19 protein-coding genes, 1 tRNA gene, 2 rRNA genes and 2 pseudogenes are annotated in these 24,084 nt (G+C 61.0%); 7 read left to right on the plus strand and 17 right to left on the minus strand.

The genetic code is table 11. The features are described 5' to 3' along the window. Window positions 1-399 precede the first annotated feature (399 nt). The 4 genes from ACEPP2_RS12700 (at window position 400) to ACEPP2_RS12715 (ending at window position 4,572) form a co-directional block, all read left to right on the plus strand. Window positions 400-3,281: ribosomal RNA gene (locus tag ACEPP2_RS12700) — 23S ribosomal RNA — on the plus strand. Between the two features lie 273 nt (window positions 3,282-3,554). Further along, window positions 3,555-3,669: ribosomal RNA gene (gene rrf, locus ACEPP2_RS12705) — 5S ribosomal RNA — on the plus strand. A gap of 213 nt (window positions 3,670-3,882) precedes the next feature. After that, a tRNA-Met gene (locus ACEPP2_RS12710) sits at window positions 3,883-3,959 on the plus strand. A 70-nt stretch (window positions 3,960-4,029) separates the two neighbouring features. Continuing rightward, window positions 4,030-4,572 carry a hypothetical protein gene (locus ACEPP2_RS12715; RefSeq protein WP_395516821.1) on the plus strand — a complete coding sequence of 181 codons (543 nt, stop codon included), beginning with the start codon at window positions 4,030-4,032 and terminating at the stop codon, window positions 4,570-4,572. Between the two features lie 90 nt (window positions 4,573-4,662). Here the strand turns inward: ACEPP2_RS12715 and ACEPP2_RS12720 are convergent. Then, window positions 4,663-4,878 (minus strand): annotated as a pseudogene (locus ACEPP2_RS12720) (zinc ribbon domain-containing protein); the annotation flags it as partial. Between the two features lie 39 nt (window positions 4,879-4,917). On the opposite strand from ACEPP2_RS12720, the pseudogene ACEPP2_RS12725 reads away from it, so the two are divergent. After that, a pseudogene (locus ACEPP2_RS12725) lies at window positions 4,918-5,245 on the plus strand (transposase); the annotation flags it as partial. 302 nt (window positions 5,246-5,547) lie between these two features. Here ACEPP2_RS12725 and ACEPP2_RS12730 read toward each other — a convergent pair. The 4 genes from ACEPP2_RS12730 to ACEPP2_RS12745 form a co-directional block, all read right to left on the minus strand. Next, complete coding sequence (locus tag ACEPP2_RS12730; RefSeq protein WP_395516822.1) at window positions 5,548-6,168, minus strand: nucleoside/nucleotide kinase family protein; 621 nt, start codon at window positions 6,166-6,168, stop codon at window positions 5,548-5,550. Next, window positions 6,165-6,947: an ATP-binding cassette domain-containing protein gene (locus ACEPP2_RS12735; RefSeq protein WP_077548401.1), complete on the minus strand. Its 783-nt coding sequence runs from the start codon at window positions 6,945-6,947 to the stop codon at window positions 6,165-6,167. The genes ACEPP2_RS12730 and ACEPP2_RS12735 overlap by 4 nt, the downstream gene beginning before the upstream one ends. After that, entirely contained in the window at window positions 6,947-8,029 is a 1,083-nt protein-coding gene (locus tag ACEPP2_RS12740) for an ABC transporter permease (RefSeq protein ID WP_077548402.1), read from the minus strand. The genes ACEPP2_RS12735 and ACEPP2_RS12740 overlap by 1 nt, the downstream gene beginning before the upstream one ends. Window positions 8,030-8,189: 160 nt before the next feature. Next, on the minus strand, window positions 8,190-9,215 hold the full coding sequence (locus ACEPP2_RS12745) for a sugar ABC transporter substrate-binding protein (protein WP_281977851.1): 1,026 nt from the start codon (window positions 9,213-9,215) through the stop codon (window positions 8,190-8,192). A 199-nt stretch (window positions 9,216-9,414) separates the two neighbouring features. Between ACEPP2_RS12745 and ACEPP2_RS12750 the strand changes: the two genes are divergently transcribed. After that, window positions 9,415-10,653: an ROK family transcriptional regulator gene (locus tag ACEPP2_RS12750; protein WP_281977850.1), complete on the plus strand. Its 1,239-nt coding sequence runs from the start codon at window positions 9,415-9,417 to the stop codon at window positions 10,651-10,653. Window positions 10,654-10,737: 84 nt separating this feature from the next. On the opposite strand, the gene ehuA is transcribed toward ACEPP2_RS12750, so the two are convergent. The 11 genes from ehuA to ACEPP2_RS12805 form a co-directional block, all read right to left on the minus strand. After that, entirely contained in the window at window positions 10,738-11,517 is a 780-nt protein-coding gene (gene ehuA, locus ACEPP2_RS12755; protein ID WP_395516823.1) for an ectoine/hydroxyectoine ABC transporter ATP-binding protein EhuA, read from the minus strand. After that, a complete protein-coding gene (gene ehuD / locus ACEPP2_RS12760) occupies window positions 11,514-12,206 on the minus strand; it encodes an ectoine/hydroxyectoine ABC transporter permease subunit EhuD (RefSeq protein ID WP_395516824.1) in 693 nt (230 codons plus the stop codon). The genes ehuA and ehuD overlap by 4 nt, the downstream gene beginning before the upstream one ends. A gap of 12 nt (window positions 12,207-12,218) precedes the next feature. Continuing rightward, window positions 12,219-12,884: an ectoine/hydroxyectoine ABC transporter permease subunit EhuC gene (ehuC, locus tag ACEPP2_RS12765; RefSeq protein WP_395516825.1), complete on the minus strand. Its 666-nt coding sequence runs from the start codon at window positions 12,882-12,884 to the stop codon at window positions 12,219-12,221. Window positions 12,885-12,938: 54 nt separating this feature from the next. Further along, window positions 12,939-13,790, minus strand: a complete 852-nt coding sequence (ehuB, locus tag ACEPP2_RS12770; protein WP_281977847.1) for an ectoine/hydroxyectoine ABC transporter substrate-binding protein EhuB — start codon at window positions 13,788-13,790, stop codon at window positions 12,939-12,941. Between the two features lie 69 nt (window positions 13,791-13,859). Further along, a complete protein-coding gene (gene doeB, locus ACEPP2_RS12775) occupies window positions 13,860-14,867 on the minus strand; it encodes a N(2)-acetyl-L-2,4-diaminobutanoate deacetylase DoeB (RefSeq protein WP_395516826.1) in 1,008 nt (335 codons plus the stop codon). Between the two features lie 4 nt (window positions 14,868-14,871). Continuing rightward, on the minus strand, window positions 14,872-16,050 hold the full coding sequence (doeA, locus tag ACEPP2_RS12780) for an ectoine hydrolase DoeA (RefSeq protein WP_281977845.1): 1,179 nt from the start codon (window positions 16,048-16,050) through the stop codon (window positions 14,872-14,874). Then, a complete protein-coding gene (gene eutC / locus ACEPP2_RS12785) occupies window positions 16,047-17,060 on the minus strand; it encodes an ectoine utilization protein EutC (RefSeq protein WP_395516827.1) in 1,014 nt (337 codons plus the stop codon). The genes doeA and eutC overlap by 4 nt, the downstream gene beginning before the upstream one ends. Further along, complete coding sequence (gene eutB / locus ACEPP2_RS12790; protein ID WP_395516828.1) at window positions 17,057-18,076, minus strand: hydroxyectoine utilization dehydratase EutB; 1,020 nt, start codon at window positions 18,074-18,076, stop codon at window positions 17,057-17,059. The genes eutC and eutB overlap by 4 nt, the downstream gene beginning before the upstream one ends. 67 nt (window positions 18,077-18,143) lie before the next feature. After that, window positions 18,144-19,592 carry a MocR-like ectoine utilization transcription factor EhuR gene (gene ehuR / locus ACEPP2_RS12795; RefSeq protein WP_395516829.1) on the minus strand — a complete coding sequence of 483 codons (1,449 nt, stop codon included), beginning with the start codon at window positions 19,590-19,592 and terminating at the stop codon, window positions 18,144-18,146. A 165-nt stretch (window positions 19,593-19,757) separates the two neighbouring features. After that, window positions 19,758-21,161, minus strand: a complete 1,404-nt coding sequence (locus ACEPP2_RS12800; RefSeq protein ID WP_395516830.1) for an aspartate aminotransferase family protein — start codon at window positions 21,159-21,161, stop codon at window positions 19,758-19,760. A gap of 13 nt (window positions 21,162-21,174) precedes the next feature. Then, complete coding sequence (locus ACEPP2_RS12805) at window positions 21,175-22,653, minus strand: NAD-dependent succinate-semialdehyde dehydrogenase (protein WP_395516831.1); 1,479 nt, start codon at window positions 22,651-22,653, stop codon at window positions 21,175-21,177. Between the two features lie 117 nt (window positions 22,654-22,770). Here ACEPP2_RS12805 and ACEPP2_RS12810 point away from each other — a divergent pair, with 117 nt between their 5' ends. After that, entirely contained in the window at window positions 22,771-23,238 is a 468-nt protein-coding gene (locus ACEPP2_RS12810; protein WP_395516832.1) for an Lrp/AsnC family transcriptional regulator, read from the plus strand. A gap of 52 nt (window positions 23,239-23,290) precedes the next feature. Here ACEPP2_RS12810 and ACEPP2_RS12815 read toward each other — a convergent pair whose 3' ends face one another. After that, window positions 23,291-24,040 (minus strand): IclR family transcriptional regulator, encoded by a 750-nt coding sequence (locus tag ACEPP2_RS12815; protein ID WP_395516833.1) that lies wholly within the window; start codon window positions 24,038-24,040, stop codon window positions 23,291-23,293. Window positions 24,041-24,084 lie beyond the last annotated feature (44 nt).

Raw genomic sequence — 24,084 nt, forward strand, 5'->3', positions numbered from 1 at the left:
TCGTGAAGAGAAGATTGATCTGGAGGCTTCCAGGTTCGGATTTAGGTCCGAGTTTGAAGCTGATCCTTATGATGTCGTTGATGGCCTAGCCGGCCGGACACGAAAGAGGGGTCAGTGGAGATAGGAAGCTTGTCACTCTGGTCGATCGTTGTTGGTGCCCTTGTGGTGCTTGTGACGATTTGATGGATGGCCGTTGCCTGACCGCGCGGTCCCGGATTTAATCTCGAGAAGCTGGTCTTAAGATCGGCCGCAAGCGAGCTGCTCGGCGTAGCTCCAATAAAGCGGACCGATCGAACACGTCGATGGCATTGTTGAGTTGGCTGGGTTGTTAAAGGTAGCCCGGTCTGTTGCTCGTTCTGACGAACGATCGACTAGATGATGAGCATTGGCAATGAGAACGATTAAGTGTCGTAAGGGCATTTGGTGGATGCCTTGGCATGCACAGGCGAAGAAGGACGTGATACGCTGCGATAAGCCGTGGGGAGCTGCGAATGAGCTTTGATCCATGGATCTCCGAATGGGGCAACCCACCTTAAATACCTAGAAAATCTGTTCTGTTGTGAAGCGTTTAAGTGGGACTTCCCATACAGGGCGCTAGCCCGTCGCCGGTTATCCGGCGCGCGGTCCGCAGGCCTTTGGCCGTGAGGACAGAAGAGGTTTCTAGGTATTGTGATAAGGTATCTTATTCTGAATACATAGGGATAAGAAGCGAACGCAGGGAACTGAAACATCTAAGTACCTGCAGGAAAGGACATCAACCGAGACTCCGCAAGTAGTGGCGAGCGAACGCGGACCAGGCCAGTGGCAATCAGGAATAAAGCCGAACAAGTTGGAAAGCTTGGCTATAGTGGGTGACAGCCCCGTAGGCGTAGAACACTGATTGTCCTTGAGTAGGGCGGGACACGTGAAATCCTGTCTGAACATGGGGAGACCACTCTCCAAGCCTAAGTACTCGTGCATGACCGATAGCGAACAAGTACCGTGAGGGAAAGGTGAAAAGCACCCCGACGAGGGGAGTGAAATAGAACCTGAAACCGGATGCCTACAAACAGTCGGAGCCCGCAAGGGTGACGGCGTACCTTTTGTATAATGGGTCAACGACTTAGTGTAACATGCAAGCTTAAGCCGGTAGGTGTAGGCGCAGCGAAAGCGAGTCTGAACAGGGCGATTGAGTATGTTGCATTAGACCCGAAACCGAGTGATCTAGCCATGAGCAGGTTGAAGGTTGGGTAACACCAACTGGAGGACCGAACCCATATCTGTTGCAATAGATCGGGATGACTTGTGGCTAGGGGTGAAAGGCCAATCAAACTCGGAAATAGCTGGTTCTCCGCGAAATCTATTTAGGTAGAGCGTCGACCGAATACCCCCGGGGGTAGAGCACTGGATGGGCTATGGGGACTCACCGTCTTACTGATCCTAACCAAACTCCGAATACCGGGGAGTACTAGTCGGCAGACACACGGCGGGTGCTAACGTCCGTCGTGAAGAGGGCAACAACCCTGACCTCCAGCTAAGGTCCCCAAGTCATGGCTAAGTGGGAAAGGATGTGAGGATCCCAAAACAACCAGGATGTTGGCTTAGAAGCAGCCATCATTTAAAGAAAGCGTAACAGCTCACTGGTCTAAATAAGGGTCTTTGCGCCGAAAATGTAACGGGGCTAAAGCCATGCACCGAAGCTGAGGATTTGCAGTTTACTGCAAGTGGTAGCGGAGCGTTCCGTAAGCCTGTGAAGGAGGACCCGTGAGGGCCTCTGGAGGTATCGGAAGTGCGAATGTTGACATGAGTAACGACAAAGAGGGTGAGAGACCCTCTCGCCGAAAGACCAAGGGTTCCTGCTTAAAGTTAATCTGAGCAGGGTTAGCCGGCCCCTAAGACGAGGCAGACATGCGTAGTCGATGGGAACCACGTTAATATTCGTGGGCCTGGTGGTAGTGACGGATCTCGTGTGTTGTTCAACCTTACTGGATTGGTTGTGCAGCGAAGAGGTTCCAGGAAATAGCTCCATCATTATAGACCGTACCCGAAACCGACACAGGTGGTCAGGTAGAGTATACCAAGGCGCTTGAGAGAACTATGTTGAAGGAACTCGGCAAATTGCACGCGTAACTTCGGAAGAAGCGTGACCCCTTTTTGGGCAACCAGGAAGGGGTGGCACAGACCAGGGGGTAGCGACTGTTTATCAAAAACACAGGGCTCTGCGAAGTCGAAAGACGACGTATAGGGTCTGACGCCTGCCCGGTGCTGGAAGGTTAAGAGGAGAGGTGCAAGCTTTGAATCGAAGCCCCAGTAAACGGCGGCCGTAACTATAACGGTCCTAAGGTAGCGAAATTCCTTGTCGGGTAAGTTCCGACCTGCACGAATGGCGTAACGACTTCCCCGCTGTCTCCAACATAGACTCAGTGAAATTGAATTCCCCGTGAAGATGCGGGGTTCCTGCGGTCAGACGGAAAGACCCCGTGCACCTTTACTATAGCTTTACACTGGCATTCGTGTCGGCATGTGTAGGATAGGTGGTAGGCTTTGAAGCGGGGACGCCAGTCTTCGTGGAGCCATCCTTGAAATACCACCCTTATCGTCATGGATGTCTAACCGCGGTCCGTCATCCGGATCCGGGACAGTGTATGGTGGGTAGTTTGACTGGGGCGGTCGCCTCCGAAAGAGTAACGGAGGCGCGCGATGGTGGGCTCAGACCGGTCGGAAATCGGTCGTCGAGTGCAATGGCATAAGCCCGCCTGACTGCGAGACTGACAAGTCGAGCAGAGACGAAAGTCGGTCATAGTGATCCGGTGGTCCCGCGTGGAAGGGCCATCGCTCAACGGATAAAAGGTACGCCGGGGATAACAGGCTGATGACCCCCAAGAGTCCATATCGACGGGGTTGTTTGGCACCTCGATGTCGGCTCATCGCATCCTGGGGCTGGAGCAGGTCCCAAGGGTTTGGCTGTTCGCCAATTAAAGCGGTACGTGAGCTGGGTTCAGAACGTCGTGAGACAGTTCGGTCCCTATCTGCCGTGGGTGTAGGAATATTGACAGGATCTGTCCCTAGTACGAGAGGACCGGGATGGACATATCTCTGGTGGACCTGTTGTCCTGCCAAGGGCATAGCAGGGTAGCTATATATGGAAGGGATAACCGCTGAAGGCATCTAAGCGGGAAACCCACCTGAAAACGAGTATTCCCTATCAGGGCCGTGGAAGACGACCACGTTGATAGGAGGCGTGTGGACGTGCAGCAATGCATGAAGCTTAGCCTTACTAATAGCCCGATCGACTTGATCGTTCTCATTGATAATGCTCATCACGCGTCGCAAGACGCTAAGATGCAGCCAGACGTGTTCACATAAGACCATCGCCAGCTTGTCTGGCTCCCTTGCTCGACAGAGCGCCGGGCAGCCATACAGGCCAAAGGCCGTCGCCAAGCATTTGGCGGGCCGTCCGCAGGGCAGCAGCCGGCAGGCTGCGATCAGCCCGCCAGGACAAGATCAGGCGATGAACCAAAATCCAGCTTCTCAACACATGCCAACAGAAATGTTGGTTCATTGCCCTTAATCGACCTGGTGGTCATGGCGGGGCGGCCGCACCCGTTCCCATTCCGAACACGGCCGTGAAACGCCCCAGCGCCAATGGTACTTCGTCTCAAGACGCGGGAGAGTAGGTCGCTGCCAGGTCTATTAAAGGCAATGCCGCAAAACATAAGCGGACAAAACAATCTTCTCAAAAACGAAAAACTCCCTTCCGGGCAAACGCCCGAAACAGGTGACGCGGGGTGGAGCAGCCCGTTCGGCCTAAGATCGATCCACCGGATCGATCTCTTTACGGCCTCACCTCATCAGGCTACGCCTGACATCGCTCCCGGGCAGGAAAGTCCGTATTCTTGGTGACGCGGGGTGGAGCAGCCCGGTAGCTCGTCAGGCTCATAACCTGAAGGCCGCAGGTTCAAATCCTGCCCCCGCAACCACCGACACTTGCAAATTCTCCCATTCTCCATACTTCCTTGAAAGCTCCTCCACATACGCATTGAGGAGCTTTTGCTTCTCGGCCTCCGTGTCCAATTCTCCGGACGCCAGCCGGGCCATGAAGTCGTTCTGGGCCGCCGCCAGGAACGGCTGTTCCATCAGGTCGAGGACCTCCATAGACGCCATAATATTGGCGATCGAGCCGTGGACTTGCAGCGTCGCCGGCTGATGACCCGGCGTCTTGCCGATCACCACCCTCTGGATGAGGTCACGCACGATCGGCATCAGGCGCTGCTTGGCGTGTTCGTCGGCATTATAGCGTGCAAGGAAGAGGAGCTTGCGGATCGCAATCTCCATGCTTGCGGGATTGAACTGCGCCTTCAGCTTCTCAATCTTCTCTTGAAAATCCTCTGTCGGCTCTGCCAGACCCATCAGCTCCAACGTCACCTTCTCGCGCATAGCCTCGAGTTCATCGAGCTGGTCGTCGAGGATAGCAAGGCGCGGCCGACCTTCCGCCAGGCGATCTTCGGCCTGCTGCATCAGGTTCTTCTGCTTCTTGCCAATGGACGCCAATTCCGCCGTCAGTTCATCCTGGCGTGTTGGCGCATTCTTTAGCTTGTTCGTTTCGTGGACGACCATCTTCTGCGAGATCCGACCAAAGATCTCGAGTGAATAGAAGGCAACTGGAATGCAGTTCAGCACGCGCTCTTCGAGCTCGTGGCGGGTAATGGTTTTGCTGTTGCCGCAGCAGGCGCCCCCGAGGTCGTCGATCGGCAGGCGCTTCTTGCGATTGGTGCAGCTATAGCGGTCCTTGCCCGAGATCGCGAAAGGGCCGCCGCACTCGCCGCATTCCAGCCTTCCGCTCAGGAGATACTCCGGCCGGTGCGTTGCGTTTGACCTGCCACTGATTTTTTCCTCCACCTGGAGTTAGAGTCCGGCCTCGATTTGAAGGACGGACAGATGAAGCGGAAGCGGTTTACGGAAGAGCGGATCATCGGGTTCTGCGCGAGCACGAGGCTGGCGCGAAGGGGGGTGATCTGGCCCGCAAGCACGGTGTCAGCGAGGCAACGCTGTATAACTGGAAGGCGAAGTATGGCGGGATGGACGTGTCTGACGCCAAGCGCCTGAAGGCTCTGGAAGACGAGAACGCAAAGCTGAAGAAGCTGCTCGCGGACCAGATGCTGGAAGCTTCAGCCCTTCGCGAGCTTCTGTCAAAAAAATGGTAGGGCCCGTCGCCAAGCGCGAAGCCGTAGCGCATCTGCAGGCAGTGATGGGCCTGTTGGAGCGCCTCATTCCTCGCTGAACTACCGGACCCCGGGGGCCTTTGCCGAGGTTCTCACGGCAACCGGCTCCTACGCGGCGCTCAACGGAGGCTTCGCGCTTCCGCCGGTTGCTCAACCCGTGCCAAACGGCGTAACAGAAACGGTCGAGACTCTAACTACCGCTGGATGAAAGTTCAGTGGCAGGTCATCGCCAGCCTACTGCCGGCGGATGAACTCGAGATTTGTGCAGCGGCTGCAGGCAAACCCGCTGCGGCGAAAGGCTGATGAAATGACGCTCCGTCGGGACGCTGTGGCCGGGTGAAAACGCTCAAGAGAGGATGATGTCGGCGGGGCGGCTGCTGGTCCGCACGAGTGATCCGTTCGGCAGGTCGTTCTCCATGACCTTTGCACGCGCCTCCGCCTCCGGCATACCCAGCCCCAGCCACCTTTGCATCAGTCTTTCTTCAAGGATATCCGTCGAAGGCATCAGCATGATCGAGCAATCGACAAGGCCGGACAGCAGGCGCCACGGGTGCTGGTCGAGCAGCAGGTAGTTGCCCTCCAGCAAAACGATGCGGCTCTCAGGCGCAACGGCGCGCGCTGCGGCGACAGCGAGCTCCCGTGATCGGTCGAAGAGAGGGACGAACACCTCCTCCTGCGCGGATCGGATGGCGCGAACGATATCCAGAAGGCCGCGGACGTCGAAGGTTTCCGGTGCGCCTTTCCGCGTCAACAGTCCCCGGTCGCTCAGCACTGCATCATCCAGATGAAAGCCGTCCATCGGAACGATCGCCGCGGATGCGCCCTGCCTACGCAGCACCTTCGACAAATCATCGACAAAGGTGGACTTGCCGGCACCGGGAGGGCCGGCGATGGCGACGACGAAACGAGTACGGCCGTCCGCCCTGTCAAGGAGATCCGCAGCGACGTCCTCGATACGTGAAGTCATGCAGCGGCAGCTTCCGTAGGGGGTGTCTTCGCACCCGTCATGAAGGCCACCGCGTCGGACATGGTGTGTTCCTTGGGGTCGATGACGCAGAGCCGGCGTCCAAGACGATGGACATGGATGCGATCGGCGACCTCGAAGACATGCGGCATGTTGTGCGAGATCAGCACGATCGGTATGCCGCGCCGGCGGACGTCCAGGATGAGTTCCAGGACTCGGCGGCTTTCCTTGACACCCAGTGCCGCAGTAGGCTCATCCAGGATGATGACCTTGGAGCCGAAAGCCGCCGCCCGGGCGACCGCCACCCCCTGGCGTTGACCGCCGGAGAGGGTTTCGACGGCCTGGTTGATATTCTGGATCGTCATCAGGCCAAGCTCGGAAAGCTTGTCGCGGGCAAAGCGTTCCATTGCGGTACGGTCGAGCTTTCGGAACCACTTTCCGGCAATTCCGGGTTTCCGCAGTTCGCGGCCGAGAAACATGTTGTCGGCGATGGAGAGGGCAGGTGATAGCGCGAGGTTCTGGTAGACCGTTTCTATTCCTGCCTTGCGCGCTTCGATCGGTGAGCGGAAATGTACCGGTCGCCCTTCGAGGCGGATCTCTCCCTGATCCGGTGATATGGCACCGGAGATCGCCTTGATCATCGATGATTTGCCCGCGCCATTGTCGCCGATCACTGCGAGGATCTCGCCCGGGTAGAGGTCGAAATCGGCATTGTCGAGGGCGGTGACGCGACCATAGCGTTTGACGAGGCCGCGGGCGCTGAGGATGGGTTCCAGGTTCATCAGCCTGCTACCTTTCTTATCCACTGGTCGATAGCGACGGCGGTAATGATCAGCACGCCGATCAACAGATAGGTCCATTGCGGGTCGGTGCCGACCAGGCGCAATCCGAGGGAGAATACGCCGACGATTAGCGCGCCGAAGAGCATGCCGAGGATCGAGCCGCGTCCGCCAAAGAGGGAGAGCCCTCCGATGACGACGGCGGTGATCGACTCGATGTTTGCGAATTGTCCGGCGGTTGGGGACACGGATCCAATCCGGCCGATGAGAGCCCATCCCGCAAAGGCGCAGATAAGACCGGAGAGTGTATAGACGGAAATCAACATGCGCCGGACATTGACACCCGCGAGCTCGGCAGCATCCGGGTCATCGCCCACGGCATAGACATGTCGGCCCCAGGCGGTCCGGTTCAGAACGTACCAGAGCAGCGCGACCAGGAGCACCATGCCGATGACGCCATAGGTGAAGACCGCATTTCCAATCCTAAGGTTCTGGCCGAAGAATTGCAGAATGGGGGCCTGCTGCGAGATATCCTGCGAGCGGATGGTTTCGTTGGCGGAATAGAGAAAGTTGGCAGCCAGCACGATTTGCCACATGCCCAGGGTCACGATGAAGGGGGGAAGCTTCATCCGGGCAACGAGCTGCCCGTTGATCCAGCCGCAAAAGGCGCCGACAGCGAAGCCGCACATGATCGAGAGGGTCGGTGGGAGGCCGTAGCGGAATGTAAACTGACCCATCACCACCGAGGAAAGCACCATGATGGCGCCGACGGAGAGGTCGATTCCGGCGGTCAGGATCACGAGCGTTTGGGCGGCTCCGACGATGCCGACGATCGCCACCTGCTGCAGGATCAGCGTCAGCGTGAACGCCGAGAAGAACTTGCTGCCCAACAGGATACCAAAGACCAGGACCGAGAACACCAGAACGATCAGCGGTACCGCGGCCGGATTTGAATGCAGGTAATGCTGGCACTTTTGCAGAAGGGATTTGTCGTGCAGGTCGAACGACGCGACCTGGCTGGAGCTCTCGGACAGCACCTTCTCGTATTCGTGATGCGGATGCGCTGCAGGCTGTGGCTCGCTCATCGTGTACCTCCCATCTGAGGCGTTGGCGGAGTGGGTTGGCCTTCACGCCGCAACGGCTCGTTCGCGCGTATGCGCAAGGCACTCGTCGGCCGTTTCAGCAACTGGTGCGATGGGTGGGCGATCCGCAGACCGCCCACGGTATCGCATGGTCAGGCTGTCCTCAGCCCCAGCACTTGTCCGTGCCTTCCTTGGTATCGATCGACTCCACGCCGTCCACGGGCTTGTCGGTGACGAGGGCGACACCGGTGTCGAAGAAGTTCTTTCCTTCCGTCGCTTCGGGCTTTTCGCCGGAATCGGCGAATTTCTTGATCGCCTCGATGCCCATGGAAGCCATTAGCAGCGGATATTGCTGCGACGTCGCACCGATGACGCCCTCGGCCACGTTCTTGACACCCGGGCAGCCGCCGTCGACAGAGACGACAAGCACGTCCCCTTCGCGTCCCACGGATTTCAGTGCTTCGTAAGCCCCGGCGGCGGCAGGTTCGTTGATGGTATGCACGACGTTGATGGTTGGATCCTTCTGCAGAAGGTTCTCCATTGCGGTGCGCCCGCCTTCCTCGTTGCCGTTCGTGACATCGTGGCCGACGATACGGGGATCCGTTTCGTCGCCGATCTTGTTGATGTCCGCGACGTCGATGCCAAAGCCCTTCATGAAGCCCTGGTTGCGCAAAACGTCGACCGATGGCTGCGACGGTGTAAGGTTGAGGAAGGCGATCTTGGCATCCTTCGCGGCGTCACCCAGTGTCGCCGCAGCCCATTCGCCGATCAATTCGCCGGCGAGAAGGTTGTCCGTCGCGAAGGTCATGTCGGCGGCATCGATCGGCTCGAGCGGAGTGTCGAGAGCGATAACGAGAATGCCTGCGTCCCGCGCCTTCTGAACGGCAGGAACGATGCCCTTGGTATCCGATGCCGTGAGCAGGATGCCTTTCGCGCCGTCGGCGATGCAGGTCTCGATGGCCGCCACCTGGCTTTCGCTGTCGCCGTCGATCTTTCCTGCATAGGACTTGAGGGTGACACCCAGTTCCTGTGCCTTCGCGGTTGCACCTTCCTTCATCTTCACGAAGAAGGGATTGGTATCTGTCTTGGTGATGAGGCAGGCCGACACGTCCTGAGCCTGTGCAGGTGCGGACAAGGCAACACCCAGAGACAGGGCGGCGACGGCTGTGGCGATAAGCGAGTTCTTCATGTTTTTCTCCTCCCAGAGTGCACTCCCCCGCGGGGGTTAGGGCGCCGATCATGCAGCCGCGTTCGGCGCCTGCATCTCCTCGACCCGGTATCATTAAGGATGACCAACCGCAGCTTGTCAATAAATAATTCGGATTGATTTATTTATTATGTGTGCCACTGTCACGGCGGATGCTGTATAGCGACCGGGGGAGATCACCATGTCTGTTTTCGACGCCACAGCCCATCATGCAACCTCGCCACATCAGGGTTCGCTGACGGGCGGCGCCAACCAGGTGCGAGTGAGGGCCTATAACGAGCGGTTGGTGCTTTCCCTCGTGCGGTTGCATAAATCTCTGTCCAAAGCCGATATCACACGAAGGAGCGGGCTTTCGGCGCAGACGGTTTCGGTGATCATGCGCTCGCTGGAGAGCGAGGGATTGCTCCTGCGCGGCGATCCCGTTCGCGGCAAGGTGGGGCAGCCGTCAGTGCCGATGCGGCTCAATCCCGATGCGGTCTACTCCTTCGGGGTGAAGATCGGCCGCCGGAGCGCGGATCTCGTCCTCATGGATTTCGTCGGGCAGATCCGTCTCCAGCACCACGAGACATATGCGTACCCCCAACCTGACCGCATCATGGAGATCATCACCTCGGGTATTGCTCAGCTGGAGGCTCGGCTGGCGGCGGATCAGCGTTCAAGGATCGCCGGTCTCGGCATTGCTGCGCCGTTCGAACTGTGGAACTGGGCGGACGAGGTCGGTGCGCCGCCTGGCGCCATGGATGCCTGGCGAACCTTCGACCTTCACTCGGAAGTAGCGGCGAGGGTTAGCTACCCGGTCTTCCTGCAGAACGATGCGACCAGTGCCTGCGGTGCAGAGCTGGTGTTCGGCGTGGGCCCATCCTATGCCGATTTCATATACCTCTTCATAGGCTCCTTTATTGGCGGCGGCATCGTTTTGAACTCCTCCGTCTATTCCGGACGGACGGGAACGGCCGGGGCCATCGGCCCGCTCCCCGTGCGGGGAAAGGACGGAGAGACCCGGCAGCTGCTGGATATCGCATCGATATTCGTGCTGGAGAACCTGCTCCGCCAAACCGGTATCGAACCGCAGCCACTCTGGTACTCCGCGGACGACTGGATTGATTTCGGCGAGCCGCTGGAAGTCTGGATACAGGACAGCGCAGCAGCCCTGGCCCAGGCGATCGTCGCCGCCGCCTCCGTCATCGACTTCGGGGCAGCGGTCATCGACGGAGGCTTTCCCCACTGGGTGCGGCGGCGGCTGGTGAATGCGACGATCGATGCAGTCGCGTGCCTGGACCTTCAGGGTGTGATCATCCCCGATATCATCGAAGGCAAGGTCGGTGCCCAGGCCCGGGCGATCGGCGGCGCGAGCCTGCCCATCTTCGCCCGCTACCTGATGGACCAGAATGTCCTGTTCAAGGATCTCGCCGAAGCATGAGTGTCGACAGGGGGCTCGAAGGCGCCGCAGCTTGCTGAAGTCCTTCCCGCTCTATCGTGATCAGGAGCCGGCGGGACCGACCCGCTAGGCCAGGATCGACGACAGAAACTCCCGGGTGCGCTCGTTCTTCGGCTGGCCGAAGATCTCGTCCGGCGCACCCTGCTCACAGATCCTCCCCTTGTCGAAGAAACAGACCCGGTCCGAGACCTCGCGCGCAAATCGCATCTCGTGGGTCACGAGCAGCATGGTCAGGTCATGCTCGTGCGCTAGATCACGTATGACCGACAGCACCTCGCCGACCAGCTGCGGATCGAGTGCGGAGGTCGGCTCGTCGAACAGCAGGACGCGCGGACGCATGGCCATCGCCCGGGCGATTGCCACCCGCTGCTGCTGCCCGCCCGATAGCTGCACCGGGTAGTGGTCCTTCTTGTCCGCCAGTCCCACCATCTGCAGCAGTTCGATCGCCCGCGCCTCCGCCTCCGCCCGCGCCATCCCGAGGACCCTAACCGGGGCCTCGACAACATTGCGAAGAACGGTCATGTGCGGAAACAGATTGAAACTCTGGAAGACCATGCCGACGTGATTGCGGATCTGCCGCAGGTGCTTTTCTGAGGCTTGAAACGGTCCTTTGCCACCGGCTTCGTGGTAGGAGGTGCCCGCGAGCGTCAGCTTGCCCTCCTGGAACGGCTCGAGCGTCATCAGAATGCGCAGCACCGTCGACTTTCCGGAGCCGGAGGGGCCGATGAGCGTGACCTTCTCTCCTTTCGCCACGGAGAAGTTGAAGTTATCGAGCACCGTCAGGATACCAAAACGCTTCGTGACGTCCGAGAACTCGATGATGTGCGGATCGGTGGTTTCATTCATCGCAATGGAATTCCTGCTTTCGGAAGAGCCTTCTGCAGCCGGTGAAGGCCGGCGGAGCAGATCAGCGTCAGGAGTAGGAAGATCAGGCCGACGAGGGTCAGCGGAACGAGATACTCGAAGGTGCGTTCGCCGATCATGTTCGCAAGTCCCATCATCTCGAGGACCGTGATGACGGAAAGCACCGGCGTTTCCTTGATCATCGCGACGAGGTAGTTGCCCATGGCCGGCACGATGCGCGGGATGGCCTGCGGAATGATGACGTCCCGGTAGGTCTGCATCCGGGTGAGGTTCAGCGCGGTGGCCGCTTCCCACTGGCCCCGGCCCACCGCTTCTATACCGCCGCGGTAGACCTCCGAGGTGTAGGCGGCGTATTGCAGCCCGAGTGCCAGCGCACCCGTCAGGAAGGCGGGCAGGACGATCCCGAAGTTCGGCAGAACGTAGTAGAGAAAGAAGAGCTGCACCAGGAGCGGCGTATCGCGAAGGAATTCGACGACGAACGCTGTCGTCCAGGAGATGACCTTCAGCCGGCTGCGGCGTAGCAGCGCGAACACGAGGCCAAGGGCCATCGCGAGGGCGAAGCCCGCCGCCGCAGCCTTCAAGGTCACCGTCAGACCGATGAGGATGATGGGAAGGATCGAGATCGTGTAGGTGAGCCAGGTGGTCGTGTCCCATTCGTAGCCGTACATCATGATGACACTTCCTCAGGAATGGGCCGAACGGGGGAAGACGTCACCGCGCCTGACGACATGTTCGATGATACGGATGGCGACCATCAATACGAGAGACATCGCGAAATAGCACAGCAGCGTGACGGAATAGATGCTTGCGCTGTCCAGGGTCAGGTTGCGGATCGACTGCGCCGTGAAGGTGAGATCGGCGATCGAGATCAGCGAGACGAGCGAGGAGAGCTTCAGCGTTTCGATCGCGAGATTGCCGAAGGCGGGCATCATCTCAACGATCGCCTGTGGGAGCGAGATCCGGAACAGTGTCTGGAAACGGTTGAAGTTCAATGCTCGGGCCGCCTCCAGCTGCTGCGCGGAGACGGAGGAGAGCGCACCGCGGACGATTTCCGCACCGTAACCGCCGGCGTGGGCAGCGAGAACCAGGATCCCGGTCGTGATCGGCTCGAAGCTCAGGCCGACCAGCGGCAGCGCATAATAGAACCAGAACAGCTGGACGAGCAGGGAGGTGCCGCGAAACACCTCCGTGTAACACAGTGCTATCGTCGATAGCACCGGCCCGCCTTCGACGCGCAGGATGCCGAAGAAGAACGCAAGTGCCGCGCCGATCACGATCGAGGCAAGCGTGATCGTCATGGTGACGCCAGCACCTTGCAGGATCATCGGCAGGTATGCACTCCAGTCCATTCGGTGTCTCCCTTGCAAGCTGGTGCGCCCGGGAGACCCGGGCGCCGACCATTGCTAGTTCCCGGCGCAGAGATCTGCGACGTTCTTCGCGGCGGCGGCCGCGATGCTCTGCTCAGATAGGCCGTATTTGCCGAGGATCGCCTTGTACTCGTCGGTCTTGCGGAACTCGACGAGGCCTGCGTTGAAGGCATCGCGCAGATCCTTGTCTTCCGGACGGAAGGCAAAGCCGCCATAGTTGCGTACCGGTGCACCGTCGACGATCGGATCTTCGAAGGGCGAAACCTGCTCGACCTGTTCCTGGCCCTTTGCGAGCTCGGAGACCGTGAGCTCGGTGGCCGCATAGGCGTCGACCCGGCTCTGGACGGTCGGGATGGCGTCCGCATTCGCCTGAATGAAGACGATCTGCTCGTCCTTGACGCCGACGGCGCGCAGGAAGTCGACATTGTTGGCACCGGACACCACGGCAACCGTCAGCGAAGGATCCTTGGCAATGTCGGCATAGGTCGTCAGTCCCTTGGGATTGCCCTTCTTGACCAACAGCCCTTCACCGTAGGAGGAGTTCGGCTCCGTGAAGGCAACCTGCTTGCAGCGCTCCGGAGAGATGTTCTGCTCGGCCGCGACGAAGTCGAAACGCTTCGCCTTGAGGCCCGGAATGAGCGTCCCGAACGGGGTGACGGTCCAGTTGACCTCCTCGATGCCGATGGATTTCAGGACGGCGTTCGCAACGTCCGGTCCGATGCCGGCCGACGTGCCGTCGGGCTGCATGTAGGAGTACGGGACTTCGTTCGCCGTCGCGGCGCGGATATACCCCTGCTCCTTCACCTCTTCGACGGTAAGGGCGTTGGCGGACGTGAAGCCCATGATGAGCGCAAGGGCGGATAGCCCGGAGAGTCTTGAGATCTGCATGTCTATTCTCCTCTGGTTAGCGGTTTTTCGTGGCCCGTTTTCGGGTCTCACGTCGTACTTCCGGTCAATCTACTCCGTGATCGTTGCGATGACGGAGAGGCAGTCGCCAGCCTTGATGAGGCCTGGGACGTGTCGGGCCGCGAGTACGCCATCCATGGCGGCGCGGTAATCAATGGGGGGGACGCCGGTCCTGCTGACGGGGTAGACGCGGGCGATGACGTCCCCCGCCGCGACCGGCTCGCCAAGATCGCGACGGAATGCGACCAGCCCGTCGTCCTCCGCGAAGGTGAAGCAGTCGCTCGACGGCATGTCCAGCCAACGGGTCTGCCGGATCTCCGGAGCCCCCGCCAGGATGCCGGCGTGACGCAGCAGGTTCAGGGTGCCCGTGCGGGCGATGTCGATGGAGTGAGCGCTCGCCGTGCCGGCACCACCGAGCTCCGTGGTGACGAAGACCTTGCCCATTTCCTCGGCTGTCGTATCCAGCATTCCGACCGCATCGATCTCCAGCATCTTCATCGAGTATGGCGCAGAGAAGGCCGCGACCGCCTCGAAGCAGCGTGCCTCCTGCGTCTTGTCCGGCAGTTCGTGCGCTGCGGCGTAGGGCAGGAAGTCCAGCGTCTTTCCGCCCGAATGGAAGTCGAGCACGATGTCCGCCAAGGGGATCAGGTGACGCGTCACGTAGTCCGCGATCTTCTCCGTCACCGTGCCGTCCGGCCGGCCCGGAAAACTGCGGTTCAGGTTGCCACGGTCGATCGGCGAAGTCCGTGTGCCGGCCCTGAAGGCCGGATAGTTCAGCGCCGGCACGATGATGATGCGCCCGCTCACCTGCGACGGATCAAGTGTCTGCGCCAGTTCGAAGAGAGCGGCCGGGCCCTCATACTCGTCGCCATGATTGGCTCCGGTGAGAAGCGCCGTCGGGCCGCTGCCATTGGCGATGAGGCAGATCGGGATCATCACCGAGCCCCAGGCGCTGTCATCGCGGCTGTAGGGCAGCCGCAGATGGCCGTGCTGCACACCCTTCCTGTCGAAATCGACTGAAGGAGCGATGGGGGAGGGACGGCGCGCGGTGGTCAGCATCACGTCATGCCTTTACGAACAACTGGCGCGGCACATTGGAGAGACATTCGACGCCGGTTTTGGTGATCGCAATGCTCTCGGTGATTTCCAGCCCCATATCTTCGAGCCACAGGCCTGTCATGAAATGGAACGTCATGCCGGGCTTCAACTCCGTCCGGTCGCCGGGGCGCAGGCTCATCGTGCGCTCGCCCCAGTCCGGCGGGTAGGAAAGTCCGATCGGGTAGCCGGTCCGGTTGTCCTTGATGATCCCGTATTTCTTCAACACCGCGAAGAAGGCATTGGCGATGTCCTCGCAGGCATTGCCGGGCTTTGCAGCGGCAAGGCCCGCCTCCATCCCTTCCAGCGTCGCCTGTTCCGCATCGAGGAAAGCCTGCGTCGGCTTGCCCAGAAAGACGGTGCGCGAGAGCGGGCAGTGGTAGCGCTTGTAGGCGCCGGCAATCTCGAAGAACGTACCTTCGCCCGAACGCATCGGCTTGTCGTCCCATGTCAGGTGCGGCGCCGACGCATCCGCCCCCGACGGCAGAAGCGGGACGATCGCCGGATAATCCCCACCGAACTCGGCGGTGCCGCGTATGCCTGCATCGTAGATCTCGGCGACGAGGTCGCACTTGCGCATGCCCGGCTCGACGACGTCGACGATCCGCTTGTGCATCAGTTCGACGATCTTGCCGGCCTTGCGCATGTAGTCGAGCTCGGTCGGGCTCTTGACGGCGCGCTGCCAGTTGACGAGGCCAGCCGCATCCTTGAAGCGGGCATTCGGCAGATGCTTTTGGAGGGAAGCGAAAGCGGCCGCCGAAAAATAGTAGTTGTCCATCTCGACGCCGACCGTGAGGCCGGACCATTTGCGCTCGCCGATGATCTGCGACAGCAGATCCATTGGGTGGCGCTCCGTCGACTGCACGTAATGGTCGGGATATCCGATGATATTGTCGTGCTCGAGATAGGCGGTGCGCTTGGCGCCGTTGGCATCCTGCTTGCGACCGTACCAGATGGGGTCGCCGCTCGGCGGCACCAGCACGCATTGATGCACGTAGAAGGACCAGCCGTCATATCCGGTCAGCCAGTGCATGTTGGACGGATCGGTGACGATCAGGAGATCGATCCCGCCCTTCTCCATGGCGCGACGGGTCTTGGACAAGCGCTCGGCATATTCCACGCGCGTAAAGTTCAGCGTCACGCTCACGCCGCATCTCCCTTGTTCACATTATTCTCGATTGTCTGGCCGCATCCTGCATCTGCTGCGCGGGCGAGCGCGAGATTGGCAATTGCGGTATCCTGCACGCCGGTCCCGGTAAGGTCGGCGAAGGTGATATCCTTAGGTCCGGTCCGCCCCATGGCCTTGCCGGCGATGACGGCTCCAAGTTCCGCGAACGGCTGGTCCGCGGTTGCAGTCCCAGCGTCGATGGCATGATGCAGTTCGCCGAGGATGCGTGTCTGCGTGATCCGGTCTGCGACATAGGTTGCCCGAGCAAGAACAGCCGGATCGATCTCGTTCTTGTGCTCGGCGTCCGAGCCCATCGCAGTCAGGTGCTGGCCCGGCTCCAACCACTCCGCCCTCAGGATCGGCTTCTCCGCCGGGGTGGTGGTGACGATGATGTGGGCGCCGCTTGTCGCCTCGCGCGGATCGGCCACGGCAGTGACCTCAATGCCCTGCTCACGGGCGAACGTGTCGGCAAGCCTTTGCGCCTTTCCGGGATCACGGGCCCAGATACGGGCCGACCGGATCGGCCGCACCAGCGCCAGAGCTTGAAGCTGCAACCGCGCCTGCATCCCCGCGCCGAAGATTGCGGCAACCGAGCCGTCCTCGCGCGAAAGATGGCGGGCGGCGACAGCACCCGCGGCGGCCGTGCGCACGTCGGTGAGATAACCGTTGTCGAGCAGCAGGGCCTCAACCAGCCCGGTTCTGGCGCTCAGCAGGATCATCAGCCCGTTGAGGCTGGGCAGGCCGAGCTTGGGATTGTCGAAGAACCCGGGGCTGACCTTGATGGCGAAGCTGTCGAAGCCCGGAACATAGGCGGTCTTGACGTCCACCTCGCCGCGAAATTCCGGGATGTCGAGGCGCAGGATCGGGGGCATTGAGACAGGTTTGGTGGCAAGCGCCGCAAAGGCCTGCTCCACGCAATCGACGGCAGAAGCGTCGAGCTTCACTATGGCGCGGAGATCCCCTTCCGTAAGGATGCGGATACGGCTCATCGGGTGCTCCTCCCAATGAGGTTTCGGTGTATCTCCGGATCGATGTTGCCGCCGGAAACGATGACGGCAGTAGGGCCAAAGAGTTGAACCTTGTCCGCCAGGATGGCGGCGATGCCGACTGCTCCCGCCCCCTCCACGACCTCGTCTTCTTCGCGAGCCGCATGCCGGATGCCGGCCGCGATCTCGTCCTCCGTCAGCAGGACGATGCCATCGAGAAGGTTGCGGCAGAGGGCGAAGGTGACGCGGTTTGATAGCCCGATGCCGCCCCCGAGCGAGTCTGCCAGCGTCTCCTCCTCGCGGGTGGCGACGGGCTTGCCGGCCGCGATGGCCGCATGCATGGCCGCACCGCGCTCCATGGAAATGCCGATAATGCGTGCCTGCGGCTTCAAGGCCTTCACCGCGACCGCAATACCACCCGCCAGTCCGCCGCCGGAAAGTGGAACGAGCACGGTCGCGAGATCCGGCAGGTCCTCAACGAGTTCAAGGCCGATCGTGCCCTGACCAGCCACGACGTCGACGTCGTCAAAGGGCGGGATCGGAGTGAGGCGCAACGTCTGCACCAAGCGCTCGACCTCATCCTGTGCATCGTCCTGGGAGACGCCGACGATACGAATGTCGGCACCGAGCGAACGGATAGCCTCGACCTTGTTCGCCGGAACCAGCGATGACATGCAGATGGTGGCCGCCACGCCGAGCTCGCGTGCGGCATAGGCGACGGCGCGACCGTGATTGCCGGTTGAGGCAGTGACGAGACCGCGCCTCCTTGCCCCGTCCTCGAGCGACAGAATGGCGTTCATGGCGCCGCGCAGCTTGAATGCACCAATTGGCTGCCGTGTCTCGAGCTTGAGATGGACGGCCTGACCCGCGCGTTTGGACAGGCTGGGAGAGGGAATGAGAGGCGTGCGCACCACCCGGCCCGCAATGCGTGTGGCAGCCCGTTCAACGGCCCTCAGCGAAACCGGCGGAACAGGATTCTCGATCACTCTGGACGGGCTCGCGCTCTTCATGATTGTCATGTTGGGAGCGAAGAAAAATCATGTCAATTATTATATTGTCATGATTCAATGATTCCGTTTCAATCCATCAGCCGATGGAGCCTATATCGTAGACGGGCGGCAGCTGCTCGAAAGTGTGGCGCACGGTCGTCAGCGCACTGCTGAGTGTCGCGTGACTCATTCGTCCGCCAAGGCAGATGCGGATGCCGCCGCCGTGGCCGGGGCCGGCGATGAAGGGTTCCGACGGCGAGACGGCGACGTTCTGGTTGGCGAGTGCGCGCACCAGCCCGTCCTCCGTCCAGTGAGCCGGGACCTTCAGCCAGGCGCAAAGTGCGAGCGGGTGACTGGAGGCGATATGGCCCTTCAGGACTGTAGCCGCGACGGACTGGCGCGCGCGGGCTTCCCGGCGCTGGACGTCGAGCAGCTTCTGGGCCGTGCCGTTCTCGATCCAGCGGGTCGCGATCTCGCCGGTCAGATAGGTGCCGCTCCAGCTCGACACGCGCAGGATCGACGCAGCGCGGATCGAATAGGACGGGGGGACCACCAGATAGCCGACGCGCAGTCCCGTCAGCACCGTCTTGGTGAAGCTGGTGACGAAGAAGCCGAGCTCCGGCAGCATCTCCGCGACCGACGGGAGATCCTCGTCGATCATCGGGCGGCAGACTTCATCCTCGACAACGAAGATCCCGTAGCGAGCGGCAATGGCGGCGATCTCCTGCCGCCGTACCGCCCCCATGAGGTGCCCCGTTGGGTTGTTGAGGGTGGGAATCAAAACCATCGCCCGGACGCCGCCCGCAGCACAAGCCGCCTCCAGCGCGTCAGGCAGGATGCCCTCGCTGTCCGTGGGCAGGCCCTTTAGGCTGAAGCCAAGGACGTTGGAGAGACCGATGATGCCGTGATCGGTCAGGTTCTCGCACAGGACGACGTCGCCGGAGCGCACGATGCAACTCAACGCGAGAAAGATGCCGTGGGCTGCGCCATTGGTGACGAGGATGCGATCGGCACCGGCCGTGAGGCCCAGTCTGCGCAGCCAGAGGCGCGCCGTCTCGCGATGCCGCTCAAGGCCGGCTATCGGCCTACAGGGGCGCATGAAGCTTGCAGTGTCGCTTTCGGCAAGCTCGTGGAAGATCTCGCGGCAGGCCGCCTCATGCTCGTCGAGATAAACCCCGCGGATAATGGAAAGGTCGAGCACCTCGTTGGGGCTGTGATCGAGCATCATCCGCCCGGCGCGGTCGGTCACCCGCGCCTTGACGAAGGTGCCGCGGCCAATCTCGCCACTAAGAAAACCCAGCCGTTCCGCTTCCTTGTAGGAGAGGCTGACGGTCTGGACGGAAAGACCGAGATCGCGCGCCAGGTCGCGATGCGTCGGCATGCGATCCATCGGCTTCAGCACGCCGGCATCGATGTCGGCGATGATGCGCTCGGTCAGCGCCGCGTGCTTCGTTACACCCTTCTGCTTGGTGAGGTCCGGCCGCCACGCCACTGGTCTTGTCGCGAGAAATGGACCGGTGGCGAGCGGATTGGCTTGGCGACGCATGAAATTGACTCGTTATTCGAGAACATGATTTCATGACATTATGCATGCTTCAGTGCAAAAGATGAAGCATTATGCAAGTCTCATGGTGCCTTTGCCTTCCGCATAGGCACGGGCTGTGGATGAGAGCAGCAGTGACCTAGGGCAAAGGCCGCCGGACCAGACAGGTCAAACGACTTCGCCGGCTCGCACCAGATCGTCCATGACGGCACGAACCGCGGCCTCGGCAATGGAGACGATCTCGTCGACCTCGGCCTTCGTCGTCACCAGCGGCGGTGCGAAGCCAAGGATGTCGCCATGCGGCATGGCGCGGGCGATGAGGCCGCGCTCGCGCGCCGCCTTCGACACGCGTGCTCCGACCGTCAGGTTCGGCTTGAACCGCGTCTTCTTCTCCCGGTCTGCGACGAACTCAATCGCCCCCATCAGTCCGACGCCGCGTACTTCGCCGACGATCGGGAGCTGTGAGAACTTCGCCTTCAGCTGCTCCTGGAAATAGCTGCCCACTGTGCGGGCATTGCCCGGAAGGTCCTCCTTCTCGACAATGTCGAGGACGGCGTTGGCCGCGGCGGCGCCGATCGGGTGGCCCGAATAGGTATAGCCATGGGAGAATGCGCCGACGCGGTCGGCGCCGTCTTCCAGCACCTTGAACACCTTCTCGCCGACGATTGCGCCCGAGAGCGGGAAATAGGCGGAGGTCAGTCCCTTCGCGACGGTGATCAGGTCGGGTTCGATGCCGTAATGCTGCGATCCGAACATCGAGCCGGTGCGCCCGAAGCCGGTAATGACCTCGTCGGCGATGAGCAGGATGTCGTAGTTTCCCAGCACCTTTTGCACTTCCTCCCAATAGCCCTGCGGCGGCGGCGTGATGCCTCCGGTGCCGAGAACGGGTTCGGCGATGAAGGCACCGATCGTGTCCGGATCCTCGCGCAGGATCAGAGCCTCGAGCTCATCTGCGCGACGCTTGGAGAATTCCTGCTCCGTCTCGCCTGCTTCCGCGCCCCAGTAGTGATGTGGCGCTCCGGTATGGAGAATGCCTGCGCGCGGCAGGTCCATGTGGTCGTGATAGAAGCTCATGCCGGTCATGGAACTGGAAACGACGCTGCAGCCGTGATAGCCGCGCTCGCGGGAAATGATCTTCTTCTTGTTCGGCTTGCCGCGCAGGTTGCTGTAGTACCAGACGAGCTTGGCCTGGGTCTCGTTGGCGTCCGAGCCGGACATCCCATAGAACACCTTGCTCATCTTGCCCGGTGCCATCTTCACCAGGCGATCGGAGAGGATCGCCAGTTCATCCGTCGTGTGGGCGGCATAGGAGTGGTAGTAGGCGAGGCGGTAGGCCTGGCGGGAAATGGCCTCGGCGACTTCCGTCCGGCCATATCCGACATTGACGCAGTAGAGCCCGGCGAAACCGTCGATCAGTTCCTTGCCGTGTGCATCCTGGATGCGGATGCCCTTGCCGGTCTCGACGATGGTCGGGTCGCCCATCTTGCCGGAGGCGAAGTCCTTGAGCTGCGTGAAGGGATGTAGGACCGAATTGCGGTCCATCTCGGCGATCTGGTTAAGGTTCATGGTCATGGAGAGGCTCCTTTCATGCAGCGAGGTTGCCGAAGCAGACGTATTTTGCCTCGAGATATTCCAGCAGGCCGTGGCGTGACCCCTCACGGCCAAGTCCCGATTGCTTCCAGCCCCCGAAGGGGATCGGCGCGCCGGTGAACTTGGGTGTGTTGACGGCAACCATCCCGTATTCGAGCCGGTCGGTAAGACGCATCGCGCGGCCCAGATCGTTTGTGTAGACATAGGCTGCGAGTGCCATTTCGCTCGCATTGGCACGGGCCAGCACCTCCGCCTCGTCGTCGAAGGGAAGGATCGCGGCTACCGGCCCGAAAGTCTCCTCCCGTGCGATCAGCATGTCGTCGGTGACATCGGCAAGCACGGTGGGCGTGACGAAATTGCCGCCGAGTAGGCTGTCCTGCCCCCCGCAGACGAGACGCGCGCCGGCTGAAAGGGCCTGCGCGATCTGCTGGCGGCACTTTTCCCCGACCGAGGGGCGCGTCATCGGGCCGATATCGACGTCGAGTTCAAGGCCGTGCCCGACGTTGAGCTGGGAGGTCGCTTTGGCGAACTGCTCGACAAAGCGATCGTAGATGCGGCGCTGGACGTAGATGCGATTGGCGGCAAGGCAGTCCTGGCCGGACGTGGCGAACTTCGCCTTGATACAATCGCTGACGGATCTGGAAATGTCAGCATCGTCGAACAGGATAAACGGCGCATGGCCACCGAGTTCCAGCGAGGACTTCTTCACCGTCGCGGCGGATTGGGTAAGCAGGATGCGCCCGACCTCGGTTGAGCCGGTGAACGAAAATGCCCGCACCTCGGTGTTTTCCAGGAGGCGGCGGGCCAGTGGTGCAGCCTCGCCGGTGAGGACCTGGAAGACGCCCGCCGGCACTCCGGCCTCCTCGGCGAGCTTGGCCAGGGCAAGCGCCGAAAGCGGCGTTTCGGGTGCGGGTTTGACGATCATCGTGCAGCCGGCCGCGAGAGCGGCGCCAGCCTTGCGGGTGATCATGGCGGAGGGAAAATTCCAGGGCGTGATGGCGACGGTGACGCCGAGAGGCTGCATCTGCACCGAAAGGCGGCTGCCGGGCAGATGGCTGGGCATCGTCTCGCCGTAGGCGCGCTCGCCCTCGGCGGCAAACCAGTCCAGGAAATTTGCCGCATAGGAAATCTCGCCCAGGGATTCCGCCAGCGGCTTGCCCTGTTCGCAGGTCATGATGACGGCAAGGTCCTGCGCGTTCTCCCGCATCAGCCTCGCCCAGGTCCGCAGGATCTCCCCACGTGCAGCCGGCAGCCTGTCGCGCCAGTCGAGGAAGGCGCGTCTCGCTGTTTCCACAGCGGCGTCAGCATCCGGCAGCGAGCAGGCAGCGACGTCGGCGAGAGGTTCCTGTGTCGCCGGATCGATGACGCGCAGGGTTTCGCGGCGCTCCATCCACTCGCCGTTCAAGAAGGCGCGGCTTTCGAGCAGATCCGGTCGGTGCAGGTTTTTCAGGGCAGCAATAGCGATGCCTTCCATGGGGCCTCCAGGGGGTTTACACGCAGTCTAGTCTCGGACGAAGATCGAGAGGCTGCGTCGCCAAGTAAGGCGGTGCAGGAATTGAGCTTATTTCCGCCATAGACGCAGGAATTCTGCATGACCTCGCTTGATAGAGCTGACCGGGCTCTGCTTGAAGCCGTTCAGAAGAACAACCGGCTGACGTCGGACGAGCTGGCGCAGATCGTCAATCTTTCACCGACTGCCTGCCAGCGGCGATTGAAGCGGTTGCGTGAGGAAGGCGTGATCGAGGCCGACGTATCCATCGTCTCGCCCAAGGCCGCCGGACGCGGCATCACGATGATCGTCCTCGTCTCCCTTGAACGCGAACGGGCGGATATCGTCGATCGGTTCAAGGCCGCGATCCGGGCAACGAAGGAAGTGATGATCGGCTACTATGTCACCGGCGATGCAGACTTCATCCTGGTCATCACAGCGAAGGACATGGAGGACTATGAGGCCTTTACCCGCCGGTTCTTCTACGAGAACCACGACATCAAGGGGTTCAAGACCATGGTGGTGATGGACCGCGTGAAAGCCGGTTTTGCTTTCCCGATTTCTGACTGACCGCTGCACTGCGGGTGCGAAATGTAAGCGCTAGCTTACGACTGAAGACCACTCAGAGAACCTGTCTGATCTTGTCGGCGGTCGATTGCAGGAGTGGCAGGAGGCTTGCCAGGCGGTCGGCAGTCAGGCGGGCGGACGGTCCGAATATGGAAATGCCCGCCACCATGTGGCCGGCCGCTGTCTTGACTGGGACGGCGATGGCCGAGAGCCCCGTCTCTCGCTCGCCGTAGTTCGTGGCAAAGCCTTGTCCGCGGATGGTTTCCAGCTCCTGTGAAAGAACGTCAGGATCGGAGACGGTGTCTGCCGAAAGCGGCGTCAGATCCGTAGCGTTCAGGTAGCTTTTGAGCATGGTCGGCTCGGACATGGCCAGCCACAGCTTGCCGTTGGCTGTCGCATAGGCCTCCATGCGGGCGCCCACGCGCGCATTGAAGCTGAAGGTCTGGTCTGAATGGGCGGCCGCGATGCAGGTGATCACCGACCCATCGAAGGTCGTTGCCATTGCTCCTTCCTTGGTCTCCGCGGCCAGCCCATTGAGAAAGGGCTGGATCTGGGCCGCTAGGCGGCTGAAGCTCTTGGCCCTCTCCCCGTAGTCGATCAGCTTGCTTCCAAGTCGGTACAGGCCCTTTCGGGGGGAAGTCAGCAGGCCCGCTTCGGCCAGCGTTCTCAAGAGCCGATGAGCCGTGATGCCGTTCATATCCCCAAGTTCAGCCACATCTCGGGCTGTCAGTTCCTGCCTCTTGTCGTCGAAAAGGTCGAGTATGCTGACTGCCTTGAGGATCGAGTTGTTGAGGGGCGTACTCATGGGGTCCTGACCGTTCCTGCAAACTTGCTGGAAGCTGCTTGACA

It is taken from the genome of Pseudorhizobium flavum, from assembly GCF_044142885.1.
GTDB lineage: Bacteria > Pseudomonadota > Alphaproteobacteria > Rhizobiales > Rhizobiaceae > Neorhizobium > Neorhizobium flavum.